The 16,088-nt window shown below is 68.4% G+C and carries 17 protein-coding genes; 12 read left to right on the top strand and 5 right to left on the bottom strand.

Features of this window, described 5'->3' with window-relative positions; translation table 11 throughout:
- The coding region (locus SFU54_RS01430; protein WP_319014533.1) for a phosphoenolpyruvate carboxykinase domain-containing protein at positions 1–432 on the top strand (432 nt) is incomplete at its 5' end.
- Between the two features lie 63 nt (positions 433–495).
- Here the strand turns inward: SFU54_RS01430 and SFU54_RS01435 are convergent.
- Positions 496–1,059 (bottom strand): hypothetical protein, encoded by a 564-nt coding sequence (locus tag SFU54_RS01435; RefSeq protein WP_319014534.1) that lies wholly within the window; start codon positions 1,057–1,059, stop codon positions 496–498.
- Between the two features lie 181 nt (positions 1,060–1,240).
- Between SFU54_RS01435 and SFU54_RS01440 the strand changes: the two genes are divergently transcribed.
- The 9 genes from SFU54_RS01440 to SFU54_RS01480 all read left to right on the top strand — a co-directional run bounded on the left by SFU54_RS01440 (position 1,241) and on the right by SFU54_RS01480 (position 10,297).
- Positions 1,241–1,777 (top strand): RNA polymerase sigma factor, encoded by a 537-nt coding sequence (locus SFU54_RS01440; protein ID WP_319014535.1) that lies wholly within the window; start codon positions 1,241–1,243, stop codon positions 1,775–1,777.
- Positions 1,774–2,511: a hypothetical protein gene (locus SFU54_RS01445; protein WP_319014536.1), complete on the top strand. Its 738-nt coding sequence runs from the start codon at positions 1,774–1,776 to the stop codon at positions 2,509–2,511. The genes SFU54_RS01440 and SFU54_RS01445 overlap by 4 nt, the downstream gene beginning before the upstream one ends.
- 130 nt (positions 2,512–2,641) lie before the next feature.
- Positions 2,642–4,717 carry a TPM domain-containing protein gene (locus SFU54_RS01450; protein ID WP_319014537.1) on the top strand — a complete coding sequence of 692 codons (2,076 nt, stop codon included), beginning with the start codon at positions 2,642–2,644 and terminating at the stop codon, positions 4,715–4,717.
- Positions 4,718–4,771: 54 nt separating this feature from the next.
- Positions 4,772–5,506, top strand: coding sequence for a PspA/IM30 family protein (locus SFU54_RS01455; RefSeq protein ID WP_319014538.1), 735 nt, complete (start codon positions 4,772–4,774; stop codon positions 5,504–5,506).
- A 27-nt stretch (positions 5,507–5,533) separates the two neighbouring features.
- Entirely contained in the window at positions 5,534–6,643 is a 1,110-nt protein-coding gene (locus tag SFU54_RS01460; RefSeq protein WP_319014549.1) for an acyltransferase family protein, read from the top strand.
- Between the two features lie 21 nt (positions 6,644–6,664).
- Entirely contained in the window at positions 6,665–7,525 is an 861-nt protein-coding gene (locus SFU54_RS01465) for an arginase family protein (protein WP_319014539.1), read from the top strand.
- Between the two features lie 63 nt (positions 7,526–7,588).
- Positions 7,589–8,410 carry a crotonase/enoyl-CoA hydratase family protein gene (locus SFU54_RS01470; RefSeq protein ID WP_319014540.1) on the top strand — a complete coding sequence of 274 codons (822 nt, stop codon included), beginning with the start codon at positions 7,589–7,591 and terminating at the stop codon, positions 8,408–8,410.
- Positions 8,411–8,414: 4 nt separating this feature from the next.
- Entirely contained in the window at positions 8,415–9,872 is a 1,458-nt protein-coding gene (locus SFU54_RS01475) for an NAD(P)/FAD-dependent oxidoreductase (protein ID WP_319014541.1), read from the top strand.
- The gene (locus SFU54_RS01480; RefSeq protein WP_319014542.1) at positions 9,869–10,297 is read left to right on the top strand and encodes a hypothetical protein; all 429 of its coding nucleotides are present in this window, start codon (positions 9,869–9,871) and stop codon (positions 10,295–10,297) included. Before SFU54_RS01475 ends, SFU54_RS01480 begins: the two co-directional genes overlap by 4 nt.
- A 9-nt stretch (positions 10,298–10,306) precedes the next feature.
- Here the strand turns inward: SFU54_RS01480 and SFU54_RS01485 are convergent, their stop codons facing one another.
- Positions 10,307–11,770 (bottom strand): amidase, encoded by a 1,464-nt coding sequence (locus SFU54_RS01485; protein WP_319014543.1) that lies wholly within the window; start codon positions 11,768–11,770, stop codon positions 10,307–10,309.
- Between the two features lie 186 nt (positions 11,771–11,956).
- Between SFU54_RS01485 and SFU54_RS01490 the strand changes: the two genes are divergently transcribed.
- Positions 11,957–12,571 (top strand): hypothetical protein, encoded by a 615-nt coding sequence (locus SFU54_RS01490; RefSeq protein ID WP_319014544.1) that lies wholly within the window; start codon positions 11,957–11,959, stop codon positions 12,569–12,571.
- 18 nt (positions 12,572–12,589) lie between these two features.
- Here SFU54_RS01490 and SFU54_RS01495 read toward each other — a convergent pair whose 3' ends face one another.
- On the bottom strand, positions 12,590–13,177 hold the full coding sequence (locus SFU54_RS01495) for a GNAT family N-acetyltransferase (protein ID WP_319014545.1): 588 nt from the start codon (positions 13,175–13,177) through the stop codon (positions 12,590–12,592).
- Positions 13,178–13,205: 28 nt separating this feature from the next.
- Positions 13,206–13,931 (bottom strand): uracil-DNA glycosylase, encoded by a 726-nt coding sequence (locus SFU54_RS01500; protein WP_319014546.1) that lies wholly within the window; start codon positions 13,929–13,931, stop codon positions 13,206–13,208.
- Positions 13,932–13,995: 64 nt separating this feature from the next.
- Between SFU54_RS01500 and SFU54_RS01505 the strand changes: the two genes are divergently transcribed.
- Complete coding sequence (locus SFU54_RS01505; protein ID WP_319014547.1) at positions 13,996–15,489, top strand: MFS transporter; 1,494 nt, start codon at positions 13,996–13,998, stop codon at positions 15,487–15,489.
- On the opposite strand, the gene SFU54_RS01510 is transcribed toward SFU54_RS01505, so the two are convergent.
- Positions 15,486–16,088: SDR family oxidoreductase (locus SFU54_RS01510; RefSeq protein WP_319014548.1), on the bottom strand; the 603-nt coding region annotated here is incomplete at its 5' end. The two genes, SFU54_RS01505 and SFU54_RS01510, sit on opposite strands and share 4 nt — an antisense overlap.

The raw sequence follows: 16,088 nt of genomic DNA on the forward strand, positions 1-16,088 counted from the left end.
TTCGCCGGGTACAACATGGCCGACTACTTTGCGCACTGGCTCGACTTCGGCCGTCGCTTGCGCCGGTCGGCCCGCGTGCCGCGCGTGTTTCAGGTCAATTGGTTTCGCAAGGGCGCCGACGGCTCGTTCTTGTGGCCCGGATTCGGGGAGAACGCTCGCGTGCTCGAGTGGATGGTCGGGCGGCTCGAAGGCCAACTCGGCGCCGTCGACTCGCCCATCGGTGCACTGCCGAGCGAGGGTGCTCTCAACGTCGACGGACTCGAGCTCGATGAGGCCGCGCTCAGCGAATTGTTCCGCGTCGACCCGGCCGCCTTCGAGGCCGAGACCCACGACATCGAGACCTTCTTCGCCTCGTTCGGCGACCGCATGCCGCCGGAACTCAGCCGGCAGCTTACGTTGCTGCGCGGCCGCCTCGCCGCGGCGGCGCGCTAGCTCACCACTCGCTCGGCGCGCGCTCACCGCTGGCCCCCCACGCGGTGGACGCGCGCCGAGTGCCTAGCGACGGTTGAGCATCAACACGAGACCGGCGAGAGCGAAGTCCAGGGCGAGCAGAGTGACCAGAACGTTTCCGCCCAGCGCGAGCCACCCCGCTGTTGAGAACAGCCACACGATCGAGATAACGACCGGGATGGCGAGAATCCAGCGCGCGGCACCGCGAGCGACCGACTTTTGGTAGGTCACCACGGCGCCGATCACTCCGCCGATCACGATGAGCACGGTGGCCACGGTCGCGGTGCCGGCCGGCAGGGACGTGCCGAACGACGACAGCAACGGAATGAGCCAGAGCAGAAGGAAACCGATGCCGAAGGCGACGAACCCGAGCTTGCCGAGCACTGAGCCGCCGACGAGGCCGTTCGAGCCGGTCTGACCAAAAGCTAAGAAGAATCCGCTGGCGCCGAGCAGCACGAAGCCGAGCGTCGTGAGCCACCCGGTGATGGGGCCGCCCGCACCCGCGGCGGCGACCATGAGGGCGATGAGCCAGAGAAGGCCCCCGGCGAGCATCCCGCCCCCGCCAAAGATGCGCCAGTTGGCCGACCGTTCGGTGACGCGTGATGCCATGGGGTTCTCCGTTCACAAGGTGTCGACGCCCTCAACCATTCGGGGGCGCGTGGGCACAGCGTGGCAGGGTTTAAGCGCGAACGGGCAGTTTGCGCCCCAACGTTATGCGACCGGCATGCGTCTGAGAGGGTGAGAGCAGGAAAGACCGCGCCCCGCGCGGCCCAAGAGAAAGATCAGCACCGTGGCACAGAAGGCGCGTGAGGGCTGGGAGGCCATGCTCGCGACGCTCGTCGCCGAGCGCGGCGACGCCCTGCTGCGTCACGCCTACGTGTTGTGCGGCAACCCCGATGATGCTGCCGACCTCGTGCAAGCCGGACTCGTGGCCACCTTCGGGCGGCTTCGCAACGGATTCGCCATCGAGAAGGCCGAAGCCTATGTGAGGCGCGCCATCACGAGCGCCTATATCGACCGCGGTCGACGGGCTACGCGGTGGCGCGCCACGGCGCACTTGCACCTGACACCCGAGCTGGTCGACGCGCCCGACACAGTCACCGACCGCCGTCTCGACCTCAAGGCCGAACTCGACGGGCTCAGCCCACGCGAGCGAGCGTGCGTCGTGCTGCGGTATTACGGCGACCAGAAGGTTGACGACATTGCGGCCGACCTGGGCATTAGCCCCGGTGCCGTCAAGCGCTACTTGAGCGACGGCCTCGCGAAACTCGCGGCGTCGCTCAGCGACGGGCCTGCTCTCACCGAGCCCAGAAGGGGGCACGCATGAGCAGCTTCGACGACCTGGGGCGCGCGTTGCGCGACGATGCCGCAGCTAACGCGCCGCGAGCATCCGTTATTGATGTGGATGCCGTTGCCCACGCCGCCCGCGCCCGACGTCGCCCGCGCCAGTGGACGGTCGGCACGCTCTCGGTCGTGGCGGCACTCGGCATGGGCGGCCTCGCGCTGCAGGCGGTGACCCCGCCCACGCTCATCGCGGCCAGCGAGTCGGCCGACACGGCCACGGTGGAATCGGCGGGCGGCGCCGACGTGCTCAGCCAGCCTCAGGCGCCCGAAACGCTGGGTGACGGCGAACGCTCGGTCACCCTGCTCGCGTGCGGGGCCACAGCACCCGAGCCGTCGTCATTCCGCGGCGTGACGCTCTCGGTCGACGTGCCGCAGAGCGCCCGCATGGCCGATGGCGACCTGATGGGTGTCGCCACCATCGCCAACAGCAGTTCAGACACGGTCTCCATCAGCGCACCGGCAGGGGCGAGCGGATCGCTTGCCCAGGGTGGCGTCATCGTCGCTGAGTCTCTCGACGCGAGTGGCGTCGAGCAGCCCATCGAGCTCGGCGCGGGCGACCGTCTTGATCTTCCCCTGCGCGTGAGCACCGTGGGGTGCGAGGGTGAAGCGCTGGCCGCCGGGGGCTATTCGGTCGTCGTCGCACTCGACGTCGTGATGGCGTCGACCGGCGAAGCGGGTGTGCTCATCGCCACCGCTCCGGCAGTGCGTCTCGACTAAGTGCGGGGCTCCGTAGTCCGGTGGGATTCTGCTCGCACAGCAGATACCGGGGCTGGCTAGAATCGCGGCACCGCGCACTGTCGTCTTTCGCGATGACGCGAGGCCCACCCCACCGTCGAAGGGCAGTCTCATGGCTCACGCACTCCGCCGATCGCGCCGCCGTCAGACACGAGCTGCGCAGCCGCTCGCTTTCGCCGTTCTCTCGTCGGCTCTGCTGCTGGGCGTGAGCGCTCCCGCTGCTGCGGCGCCGCCCGTCGACCTCGATGGCGCGTACGTGTTCGATGAAACGGGAGTGCTCGAGGCCGATCTGTCGCGCGTCGACGCGGCGCTCGACCGACTGTTTGAGGCGGGCAGCGCGCAACTCTTTGTTGTCGTCGTAGATCGCTTCGAGGGCTCTCTCGACAGCTCGGCGTGGGCCGACGAATCGGCCGCGGTGTCAGGCCTCGGCGACCGCGATGGTCTGCTCGCTATTGCCATCGGCGATCGCGAGTACGCCACGAGCATCGGCCTCGACTTTCCGGCGAGCGATGCTGACCTCGCGGCCGCAGAAACCGACGCGCTCGTGCCGCAATTGCGGGATGACAACTGGGCCGAGGGCATCATCGCCTACGCCGACAGCCTCACCGCTGCCCTGACTGCCGCGAATGGCGGCACCGACGCGGGCGTTGATGCGGGTGGCGAGTTGGGTGGCGAGACCGCCCCGACGACGGATGCTGATGCCGGCGGCGGCATCCCGATTCTGCCCATCGCTCTCGGCGTCGGTGGGGTCGGCGCCGCGTGGTTCTTGATCGCTCGAGCGCGCCGCAAGAAGAACCCGGTGACGGCTGCGGTCGACAAGCAGTCGATCGCGGAACTCGATCAAACCGCATCGCGTCGTCTCGTGCAGGTTGATGACGCGCTGACGACGAGCGAGCAAGAGCTCGGCTTTGCCGAAGCCCAATTCGGCACGGCGCCGACGGAAGGGTTCCGCGCCGCCCTGACGAATGCCAAGGCCCTCGTTGCCGAAGCGTTCCGGTTGCGCCGCGAACTTGACGACGAGAACCCTGAGACCGACGAGCAGAAGCGCGCGTCATTGCTCGCGATCGTGGCGGCGTGCGACGACGCCGATGATCTGCTCGAGGCGCAAGAAGAAGCGTTTGAGGCGCTGCGCGATGTCGAGAGCGATCTGCCCGGCGCGCTCGCGAAGGTCACGAAAGAACGCGAGGCGGCTCCTGCCGCCATCGAGGCGGCCACGGCAACGATCGCCCGGCTGAAAGCTGACTACTCGACCGCCGCCATCTCGAGCGTGGTGGATGCTCCCGCCCAAGCCGCGCGACTGCTCGAGCTGGTCGACACTGAGCTCGCCGAAGCCGCAAAGAATCAGGCCGCCGGCAAATCGAGTGACGCGGCAATCGACGTTCGCTCGGCACAATTGGCTCTGGCTCAACTGACGACCGCGACCGCGAATGTCGAGCGGATTGCCGCCGACCTGAATGACGCGCGCACCGCACTCGCCGCACAAATCGATGACCTGCGGGCGGGAGTCGCTGCCGCCGCCAGCCTGCCTAAGAACGACGGACTGACGAGTGCCCTCGCCGCAGCCGGTTCAACCCTCACCGGGGCCGACGCGAAAGACCCCATTGCGGCGCTCAACCGACTCGTGACGGTCGACCGTGAGCTCGATGCACAACTCGCGGGGGCACGCGACGAGGCCGAACGCCGCAAGAAGGCCGAAGACGCCCTCGATCGCACTCTCGCCTCGGCGCGCAGCCGCATCGCGAGCGCGGGACAATACGTCGCCGCGCACCGCGGCGCCGTTGGCGCCGACGCGCGTGCCCGTCTCGCTGAGGCGCAAGCACAAGAGCAGATTGCGACCGAGGCACGCGCCACTGACCCGGTTGCCGCACTCGCCGCAGCGCAACGCGCTCTCGACCTCGCGGGCATGGCGCTGCAATCAGCCGAGAACGACCTGTCAGCAACGATGGCCCCCACGGGGTCGATCGGTGGCATGCGCGGCGGCGGCATGAGCGATGGCATCGTGGGCGGGATCATTGGCGGTCTGCTCAGCGGAGGCGGAAGTGGCGGCGGCGGGCGTCGCGCGTCGAGCGGTTCGTCGCGCAGCGGCAGCTCTCGCCGACCCAGCTTCGGCTCGAGCGGGGGCGGCTCGAGCCGCCGGTCGTCGCCGAGCCGGTCATCCGGTCGCCGCGGCGGTAGCGGCCGCTTCTAGCGTTCACCAAGAATCATCCAGCACGATCTGACCACCGACAGAAAGGCACCATCCATGTCAAAGCAGTCCATCTTCGGCCGCATTGCCCAGCTGGCGAAGGCGAACATTCACGCGCTTCTCGACGCCGCCGAAGACCCCGAGAAGATGCTCGACCAGATGGTGCGTGACTACACCGCGAGCATTCAAGAGGCCGAAGCCGCGATCGCACAGACGATTGGCAACCTCCGCTTGCTCGAGCAAGACTTCGCCGAAGATGTTGCGTCGGCGCAAGACTGGGGCCGCAAGGCCGTCGCCGCGAGCGCCAAGGCCGACGAGTTGCGTGCCGCGGGCAACACCGCCGACGCCGACAAGTTCGACAAGCTCGCGAAGGTGGCGCTCGGCAAGCAGTTGTCGGCCGAGAACGAAGCCAAGGCTGCCGAGCCGACGATCGCGAGCCAGACCGAGATCGTCGACAAGCTCAAGAGCGGCCTCGAGGCCATGAAGGGCAAGCTCGACGAGCTGCGCTCGCAGCGTGACCAGCTCATCGCTCGTGCCAAGATCGCCGACGCGCAAAGCCAGGTCATCGACGCTGTCAAGAGCATCGACATCATGGACCCGACGAGCGAGCTCGGCCGCTTCGAAGAGAAGATTCGCCGCGAAGAGGCCAAGGTGCTCGGGCAGCAAGAGCTCGCGGCATCCACGCTCGACGCGCAGTTTGAGTCGCTCGAGGATCTCGACAAAGAGACCGAGATCGAGGCGCGTCTCGCGGCTCTCAAGTCGGGTGGCTCGCAGGCCGCGATCGGCCAGTAACCCTCGCCCGAAACGACTCTCATCACCATTTCATCGACGACCCCGGGGTCGGCCGCACGGTCGGCCGCCCCGGGGTCGCGTCGTGTTCGCTGGCACGGCGTCGACGCCGCGCGCGGTCTCGCCGTCATCGGCATGATGGCCGCTCACACGTGGCCGCGCGGCGACGACCACGCCGAGCTACTCGTCGACGGACGCCCCTCGGTGCTCTTCGCCGTCGTCGCGGGAGTGGCGCTCGGCCTCGTCACGGGCGGCAGCACTCCCCCACGCGAGCGCCGAGGCGCTTTCCGGGGCCGAGTGGCGATTCGCGCGGGCATCCTCATCGTCATGGGACTGCTGCTGTGGATGCTCCCGAGCGGCATCGCGATCATCCTCGACGGCTACGGCGGGATGTTTCTGCTCATGCTGCCCCTGCTGTTCGCGCCCCGCTGGCTGCTCGGCACTGTCGCCCTCGGATTGCTCGTGGCCGCACCGTTCGCGCGCGACCAGTATGTCGCCCAGACGGGAGCCTGGCCGACAGGTCCGGGGTCACTCGCGACCGACCCGTTGGCAACTCTCGTCGATTGGCTGCTCACGGGTTACTACCCCGCCCTGCTGTGGCTGCCGTTGCTACTCGTCGGGTTGGTGTGCGCGCGCTCAGGGCTTGAGCGCACGCGCGTGCGCCTGCTCATGCTGGGGCTCGGGGCAGCAGCGAGCGTCGCGGGCTACGGCGCGGCGGCCGTGTTGCCCGACGTGGATGCCTCAGCGCACAGCGGGTCGACGGCCGAGCTGCTGGGGGCGGGCGGTCTCGCGCTCGCGATCATCGCGGTTGCCCTCCTCGCGCTCGATGGCTCGTCACCCCGACGCATCCCCCTCATCATCGCCGCACCCCTGACAGCTCTCGGCCGTGTTGCCCTCACGGTCTACACGGCACACGTTCTGCTCATCGCGGCGCTCGAGCCACTCGGACCAGCCGGGTTCTTCGAGGCGAGTGTGGGCATTCCGCTCCTCGTCGGCATGGTGCTTGGCGGCATGGCGTTCGGGCTCATCATGCAGGCGATCGGCCGCCAGGGCCCGCTCGAGTGGCTGCTCTCGACGCTCGCCTGGTTGCCGTTTCGTGATCGTGCGCACCACGACACGGCGCCCGCTGCACGAGGCTGACAGCAGTGCGAGACTGAGGTCATGAGCGCAACATTTGTGGTCGTTCCGCAGTGGCAAGGATCAGGTTCATCGCGTGCGATGCGACTCGTCGACGGGGCCGCCGCCATTCGCGCCGACCTGCCCAGCTCAGCCACGCGCGAGATCGAGGTTCCCCTCGAGGCCGGCGACAGCGAGGGTACGGGCATTCTTCGCTACAGCTCGATTCGACTGGTGCGCGAGCGCCTCGAGCGCGCCCTCGCCGAACTCGATGACACCCCGGTCATCATTGGCGGCGACTGCGGAGTGGAATACGCCGGCATCGAGCACGCCTCGCGGGCCGGGCGCGTCGTTCTGCTCTGGGCCGACGCGCACGCCGACCTCAACACGGCAGAGAGCTCACCGAGCAAGGCGTTTCACGGCATGGTGTTGCGGTCACTCGTCGATGCGGGCGTTGTTGCCGCCGCCGATGTGCTGTTGCTCGGCGTGCGCGATCTCGACGATGCCGAGGCCCAGTTCATCGAGGCGTCGGGCATGCCGCACGTCACGGCCAGCGAGGTGGGCGATCGCGTCGCCGAGCGCGTCGCGGCCGCACGCGCCGACGGGGTTGAGCCGGTGCTCTATGTGCACGTCGATCTCGACGTGCTTGACCCCTCGGTGTTTGGCGGCGTCGGCTTTCCGGCGCCGTTTGGGCTCGCGCTTGACGAACTCACGGGCGCGGTTGCCGCGGCTCGCGCCCACGCCACCCTCATCGGCGCGGGACTGACCGAGTTTGCACCCGCTCCCACTCGCGAGGCCGTGCCGGGTGACAGCGCCGGTGCGATCGACGAGAGCGACGAGGCGAGCGGAGCAGCCAGCGACGAGCTCACGGTGATCCTGCGCATACTGGCGGCCCTCAGCCGCTGAAACGTGGTGGGCGAACGACAAAGAGCGGGCATCCGTCACCGGCCTCTCGTTACGCTGACCGTCATGAGCGAGACGACGACGTCAGAGACAGCCGCCCCCGACAGCGCCCCGCGCGTCACGGTCGAGCGCGATGGGCACGTGCTGCTCATCGGACTCAACCGCCCCGATAAGCGCAACGCGGCCGACGCGGCCATGCTCGAGCAACTCGCGCTCGCCTACGGCGAACTCGACCGCGACCCCGAGCTGCGCGTCGGCGTGGTGTTCGCGCACGGCGACCACTTCACCGGCGGGCTCGACCTCGCCGACATCGTGCCGCGCATCGGACCCGAGGGGCTCGCGATGGTGCCTGCGGGCGGCGTTCACCCCTGGGGCATGGATGGTTCGCGCGTGAGCAAGCCCGTCGTGCTCGCCGTGCAGGGCACGTGCTTGACGCTCGGCATCGAACTCGCCCTCGCGAGCGACATCGTGGTCGCGGCCGACGACACCGTCTTTGCGCAACTCGAAGTGGCGCGCGCGATTCTTCCGTTTGGCGGCGCGACGACGCGCTTCGCCGCCGCGGCGGGCTGGGGCAACGCCATGCGGTGGATGCTCACGGGCGACCGCTTCGACGCCGCCGAGGCCTACCGCATGGGCCTTGTGCAAGAGGTCGTAGCGCCGGGGGCGCAACGGGCGCGCGCACGCGAGCTCGCGGGTCGGATCGCGGCGCAAGCACCCCTTGCCGTACAAGCGACGCTCGCCAACGCGCGCCTCGCGGTGCGCGAGGGGCATGCGGCGGCCGAGGCCATGCTGCCGCGCGAGCTCGTGCGCTTGGCGCAATCGAAAGACGCCGCGATCGGCATGCAGGCCTTTCTCACTCGCACCGAGCCGGAGTTCGTGGGACGGTAGGCCTATGCGCCCCCTGACGACGACCGCGAGCACCGACGTCGAGCCGCTCGACACCTACGACCTCGTCGTCATTGGTGCGGGAGCCGTGGGCGAGAACGTCGCCGATCGCGCCGTGCAGGGCGGGCTGAGTGTGCTCATTGTCGAAGGCGAACTCGTCGGCGGCGAGTGCTCATACTGGGCCTGCATGCCCTCGAAGGCTCTGTTGCGCGCGGCGAGCGTGCTGCGCGCGGCCCACGCCGTGCCCGGCGCACGCGCCGCGGTCACCGGCAGCATCGACGCCCGCGCCGTACTCTCGAGCCGCGACGCGGTCACGAGCAACTGGAACGATGCGGGCCAGGTCGCGTGGTTGCAGAAGACCGGCATCGCGCTTGCTCGCGGACACGCTCGCCTCGACGGCGAGCGCCGCGTCGTCATCACCGCAGCAGACGGCTCGACCCGCACCATCACGGCGACGCACGCCGTGGCGATCTGCACGGGAAGCACGGCCGCGATGCCGCCCATCGAGGGCCTGACGGATGCCCAGCCTTGGACCTCGCGGGACATCACGAGCACCGACACCGTACCCCCGCGGCTCGCGATCATCGGCGGCGGCGTGGTCGGCTGCGAAATGGCCACGGCTTTCGTGTCGCTCGGCAGCACAGTGACTCTGCTCGCGCGCAGCGGATTGCTCGCGGGCGTCGAGGACTTCGCGGGCGCAGCCGTCGCCGAGCAGCTTCGTGCGGACGGCGCCGAGGTGCTGCTCGACACGAGCCCTGAGCGGGTCGACCGCCGCGCCGACGGTACCGTCGCGATCACCCTCCCCGGCGGGAGCGTCATCGAGGTCGACGAGGTGGTCGTCGCCACGGGCCGCGCGGCGGCTACGGGCGACCTCGGGCTCGAGACCGTCGGGCTCGCACCCGGCAGCTGGCTCGAGGTCGACGACACCCTGCGCGTGCGCGGATTCGACTGGCTCTACGCCGTCGGTGACGTCAACAAGCGTGCGCTCTTGACGCACCAGGGCAAGTACCAAGCGCGCGCCGCGGGCGACGTGATTGCGGCGCGCGCGAGCGGAGCATCCGTCGACGACGGCCCCTGGGGAACGCACGTGGCCACTGCCGACCATGACGCGGTTCCGCAGGTGACGTTCACGAGCCCCGAGGTGGCGAGCGTGGGCCTCACGGCACAGCAGGCGGCCGAGCGGGGCATGACCACACGGGTCGTCGACTATGACCTCGGCTGGCTTGCGGGAGCCACCGTGCACGGCGACGACTACCGGGGCACAGCACGCATGGTCGTCGACGTCGACCGCGAAGTCATCGTGGGATTCACGCTCGTCGGCGACGATGTCGGCGAGTTGCTGCACGCCGCGACCATCGCGATCGTGGGCGAAGTGCCTATCTCGCGCTTGTGGCACGCGGTGCCCTCGTACCCCACCCTGAGCGAAATCTGGCTGCGATTGTTGGAAGGATACGGCCGCCCATGACGACACCACCCCCACCGAAAAAGGGCCGCGCCGCGCGCACGGTCGACCGCCTCGCCCGCAATCGGGCACTGCGAGCCATCGGATTGCACCCTGTGGTTGCGCGCCCGGGCTATTGGTTCGCCACGGCCGCGGGGGTGACGTGGGGCGCTCTGCTCGGCGGCTTTAAGGTCTCACGCCGCGGCGGGGTCATCGTGTGCGCAGGCATGCCCAGCTGGGCCTTCGGCCGCGGCGGCACGACGATCGGAGCCGCTTACCTCACGCGCGACAACACGCGCGACGAAGTACTCGAACACGAGGCCGTGCACCGCGCGCAGTGGAAGAAATACGGGCTTGCCTTCATTCCGCTGTATGTGGCGGCGGGGCAAGATGCTCGCCACAACCGCTTCGAGATCGAAGCCGGGCTCGACAAAGGTGGGTACCGCTAGCTCCCGCGGCTACCACTGCGGCGGGTGGATGCGCTGCGCTCCCCGCGCGCGCTCCCACTGCGCCCCGAGCGCAAGAAGTGTGGCCTCGCCGCCGGGGCGGCCGATGAGCTGCACGCCCATGGGTAGCCCGGGCTGATCCGAGGTCGCCGGCGTGAGCCCGACGGGCAGGGTCAGTGCGGGCAGGCCGCTGACGTTCACGAAACTGGTGAAGGGCGTGTACTGCACCTGCTGGGTGAAGTTGCGCTCCGCATCCGTCGCGTCATACCAACCGAGAGGGCGCGGGGTCATGGCGAGCGCGGGCGTGAGCACGGCGTCGACGGTCGACAGGCGCTCGATGACGCGACGCTCGAACGCCGTGAGCCATTCGAGGGCGTCGACGAGCGTCTCGACCGAGAGCGCACGGCCCCGCTCAACGAGCCACGCTGTGAGGGGCTCGAGCAATGCGAACTCATCGGCCGTGTGGGCGGGAACACGCGCGGCGCTCGCCATCCAGATCGTGCGAAAGTGGCGGCCGTAGTCGGGTTCGGGGTCAAGCGCGATGTCGTCGATGCCGTGGCCGAGTGCCGCGAAACCGGCGATCGCCTCGTCAAGCGCCCAGCGCGCGTCGGGCTCGAGCACGATGTCGGTGTATTCGTCCCACGGTGACGTCGTCATGACGCCGAGTTGGTAGCGGCCTTCGCCGCGCACCGCGGCGCTCAACAGCGGGCCGCTGTGCGGGTGCTCGCGGCCCGATGCCACGGGCGGGTCAATCGGAGCTCGAGTGGCAAACGTCCACGGCACGGCCGCGACGAGCGCATCGAGCATGAGGGCGGCGTCGGCGACGGTGCGCGCAATCGGCCCCGCAACGACGAGCCCCGCGAGCGAATCGAGTCCACTCTCGGCGGGAGTGCGACCCCGCGAGGGCTTGAGCCCGACGAGCCCGCACGCCGCAGCGGGAATCCGGATGCTCCCGCCGCCGTCACTCCCCGGCGCCACCGGCAGCAACCCCGCGGCAACCGCCGCCGCGGCTCCACCACTTGACCCTCCAGCCCCGCGGCCGACGTCATAGGGATTCCGCGCCGGCGGCGACACCCGACCCTCGGTGTACGACGAGAGCCCAAATTCGGGCGCCGCCGTGGCTCCGAGGCTGATCGCGCCCGCGGCATCCAGGTGACGAACAATCTCGTCATCGACGTCCGCCACGTGATCGGCGCGCAGTCGCGAGCCAAATGTCGTGCGCTGGCCAGCGCGCTGAACCAGCTCTTTATCGGCGATCGGGATGCCCCACAGCGGCGCCGACCGCGCGTCGAGTCGGCCGAGCTCGATTGCGCGAGCGAGCGCTCGATCGCTCTCCACGACCGTGAGAGCCCCCAGCACGGCGTTGTGCTGGTCGATGCGCGCGAGGTAGTGCTCCACCAGCTCGCGGGGCGTGATTCGACCTCGACGCAGCCACTCTCCCTGCTCGAGAGCGCTCAGGTGGTGGAGTTCAAACACCCTGCGAGCCTACGGCGCACACGACAGAGGTCTGCTCATATCAATTGCGCAACGAACGCCTAGGAGAGCCCTCTCACGCGTGCAATTCCGCCGTGTGACGGGGTGCCGACTGCTAGATTCGCGCCCGGGAGAGCGTGTGGTGCGCACTCCCAACTCGGCATTCCCGGCCACCTTGCAAGGAGCATCATGATCGCGCAGCGACTGCTTGTCGGTTCCGTCGCACTCGTTCTTATGGGCACTCTCGCAGCGTGCGCGCCCGAACCCGAGCCGGTGGCCGAAGAGCCGACGCCGACCCCGACGGAAACGGTGGAAGAGACGGCGACCCCCGAGCCCGAAGAACTCACCTTCACGATGCCCGTCGACTGCACGACGATCTTGCCGCAGGCGCGCCTCGACGCCTTCGCGACGCAGAGCCTTGAACTGCTCGGAGGCCCCGGCAGTGTGTACGGCAACGACTACTTCTTCGAGCCCACCCCCGAGCAACTTGCCGGCGGCATCAGCTGCGTCTATGCGCAAGACGGTGTTGACCTCTCGAGCATCCTCATTGGCGTGGCTCCGGTCTCGACCGCCAACCGCGCGACGATCATCACCGACCTCACCTCACAGGGCCTGAACGAGGCCACGACCGCCGATGGCGCCCTGACCTACAGCCAGCAGGGCGACGAGGGGCTCGCTCCGGCGATCTACAACGTCGTGACGCAAGAGAGCTGGATCTCGGTCATCAGCGGATTCGGCGGGCCCGCCTTCTACGACGAAGCGGTCGCCCTCGCCGGCGACGTGGCGACGCAGGTCTACCAGTAACGCGCGCAGTTCGGTTCGTCAGCGGCGGCGCGAGAGCGACTTCTGCATCATCACGACGCCGAGCCAGCGGCCGAACTTGAAGCCAACGCGTCCCATCGAGCCAGTTTTCTCAAAACCAAAGCGCTCGTGAAGGGCGATCGATCCTTCGGCCCCACGGTCGGCGATCACCGCGATGATTTCTTTCACCCCGGCGGCCTTCGCCCGATCAAGTAGTTCTTTCATGAGAGCAGTGCCGAGACCCTTGCCGGTGGATGCGGGCCCCAGGTAGATGGAGTTCTCAACGGTGAAGCGGTACGCCGCCTTTTCTTTCCACGGGTACACATAGGCAAAGCCCAAGATCACGCCGTTCGGTGACTCGGCCACAAGAAAGGGATACCCGAGCTCGCGCACACGGGCGTATTTCGTGCGCAGCGCGGCGAGTGTCCATGGCGACTCATCAAACGTGACGGTCGAATTGGCCACGTAGTGGTTGTAGATCTCGCGCACATCCGGAAGGTCACGGTCAACCGCTTCACGCACAACAAACGAGAACGTGGGCTCGGGTTCGGGCTTCTTGCGCAGGTGGGCCGGCAGTGTTCGGCGACGTTCGTACTCTTCTTCGAGCATCCTGACCCCTCTCTCGTGCGCGACCGCGTCAGTCTACGGCCGGGATGCGGGGTGGAATGCGCCAGTCAATGGGCTCCGCGCCCTGCTCGACGAGAAGCGCGTTAACGCGACTGAACGGCCTCGACCCGAAGAATCCGCGCCGGGCCGACAGCGGGCTCGGATGCGCACTGGTCACGGTCGGCACGGCACCCAGCAGCGGGGCCGCCTCGGCCGCCTCGTTACCCCACAGCACAGCCACGAGCGGCCCGCCGCGAACGGCGAGCGCCTCGAGAGCGCGAGCAGTCACCACCTGCCACCCCCGATTCCGATGCGAACCCGCGTGCCCCGCAGCGACGGAGAGCACGCGGTTGAGCAACAGCACGCCCTGCTCGCTCCACGCGCTCAGATCTCCGTGCTCGGCGGGCTCGATGCCCAGATCATCGCGCAGCTCGCGGTAGATGTTGGTGAGTGAGCGCGGCAAGGGCCGCACGCTGTGGTCGACCGCAAAACTCAACCCGATCGCGTGACCGGGAGTCGGATAGGGGTCTTGGCCCACGATGACGACGCGCACGTCAGCGAGCGGTTGCTCGAACGCACGCAAGACGAAAGGCTCGGCGGGCAGTGGCGGCGTTCCCGCAGCGGCTTCGGCGCGCAGACGGTCACACTCACGAGCGATCGTGTCGGCGACGGGGTCGAGTGCCGCAGCCCAATCGGGCGCCACACGGTCGCGCAACACCCGCCGCGCACGCTCCCGCTCGAGTGACTCGTCGCTCATGCGAGCACGCTACCGGGCCGGCCAGGCACTGTGTCGGCGGCCCCGCGCGCGCTAGCATCGCGGAATGACCGAGCCCGCGAGCGTCTCGAGCGCTGCCCCCTCCCCCCTGCGCGGAAAGGCCGGCGCGATCACGCTCGGTCTCGTCGGGTACCTGTTTTTCGTCGAGTTCGTGAGCGGCGTGCTGCAGGGCTACTACGTTCCGCTCATCTCAGACCTCGTGACGTATCTGGGGATTGAGGATGCTGACTTCAACTGGTTCGAGGCCGCCCAGTTGCTCTTGAGCGCCCTGGTCGTTCCCGTGCTCGCGAAGCTCGGCGACATGGTGGGCCACAAGAAGATCTTGCTCATCTCGACGGTGCTCACCGCGGGCGCGAGCTGGTGGCTCGTCTTCGCCGACTCGTTTTGGATCTTCCTCGTCGCGTGGGCTCTGCAGGGGTTCTATGTCGTCTGGCTTCCGCTCGAAGTGGCCTTGATCTTCGACCGTGGCCGCCGCAGCGACACGGGAGCGTCGCAAACGCGGCGCGCAGCGGGGTACCTCGTTGTCGCGCTCGAAGCCGGAGCGATCGCGGGTGCCCTCGGGGGTGCGCGCATCTTTGCTGCGTTCAACGAAAACATCACGCTCACGCTCATGATTCCGGCTATCGCCGTGTCGGTGGCGTTCTTCGTCATCCTGTTCGGCGTGCCCGAGTCGAGCCCGCAACCCGGCCGTCGCCTCGACACCGTTGGCTTCGTGTTGCTCACCATCGCACTGCTCACCATCACATCAGGGCTCACGTTCTTGCGCATCAATGGCCCCGGAGCGCTGTGGGTCTATGGGCTCATGCTCATCGGACTGTTCTTGTTCTTCCCGTTCGGACGGTGGGTGCTCAAGCACCCCGACCCGGCGATCGACCTTCGCGTGCTGCGGCAGCCGAACATGTGGCCGATTCAGTTGACGGCCGGGCTCGTCGGCATCAGCATCCTGGGCGCTCAAGCCCCCTTGAGCACCTTCGCGGGCACCGACCCCGTCAACGGCTTTGGCCTTGGGCTCGATGCCACCGATCGCTCGTACATCATCGGCGCCTACCTCGTGGCGATGATTATTGGAGCCCTGCTGTTCCCGGTGATCTCGCGACGGTTTACGCCCCGCATCGCGCTCATTTCGGCGACGGTGCTCGTGGCCATCGGCTACCTGGCGTTTCTTGTCAACAACACCACGGCGGTGGGCGTGACGCTCAACATGGTGGTGGCGGGCATCGGCTCGGGCGCGCTCGTCGCGGCGTTGCCCGCTGCTGCGGCAGCGGCCGCACCGCTCGGGCAAACGGGAATCGCCACAGGGCTCACCAACACGACCAAGACGATTGGTGGCGCCTTTGCGAGTGCCATCTTCGCGGTCGTGCTCGTGCTCGCGGCGGGCCAGGCGGTCACCGAAACGGCGTCGAGCTTGCTCGGCTACCTCATCGTGTTCGCGATTTGCGGTGGTGCCGCCGTGGTCGCGGCGATCTCGTTGGTCTTCGTGCCGAAGCTCGCTTTTGGTGACGTTGCCGCCGATGACCGGGCGGTCGAGTCGGCGAGTTAGTCTTCGCGCACCGCGAGCGGTCGGCGAATGAGCTTGTGTTGGGCTGCCTGCGCGACCGGGCGAACTGTCAGTTCATCAATGTTGACGTGGCCGGGGGCTTCGATCGCGTGCACGACAAGCTCAGCGATGTCGTGCGCCGTCAACGGGTACTCGACCCCCTCGTAGAGAGCGTCGACCTTTGCCGGGTCACCGTCAAACCGGTTGAGGGCGAACTCATCGGTGCGCACCATGCCGGGGGCCACTTGCACGACGCGCAACGGCTCGCCCGCAAGCTCAAGACGCAGCGCGTGCATCATGCCGCGCAGCGCGAACTTGGCCGCGTTGTAGCCGCCGCCCGTCTCATAGGCCACTTGCCCGGCGGTTGAGGTGATGGCGATGATGTCGCCGACCCCGCGCTCGCGTGCTCCGGCTCGGAGGGCAGGCAACAGCGCGCTGATGACGCGCTGAGCGCTCAGCACGTTGATGTCGAACATGCGCATCCAGTCAGCGGCATCGGCCGCCTCAACGGTGTCGACCCCGATCGCTCCGCCCGCGACGTTGACGATGGCGTGCACGGGGCCGGTGGCCGCGACGTGGGCGCGGAGGGCATCCACCGCCGA

The organism is Microcella sp., from assembly GCF_033763155.1.
Lineage (GTDB): Bacteria > Actinomycetota > Actinomycetes > Actinomycetales > Microbacteriaceae > Microcella.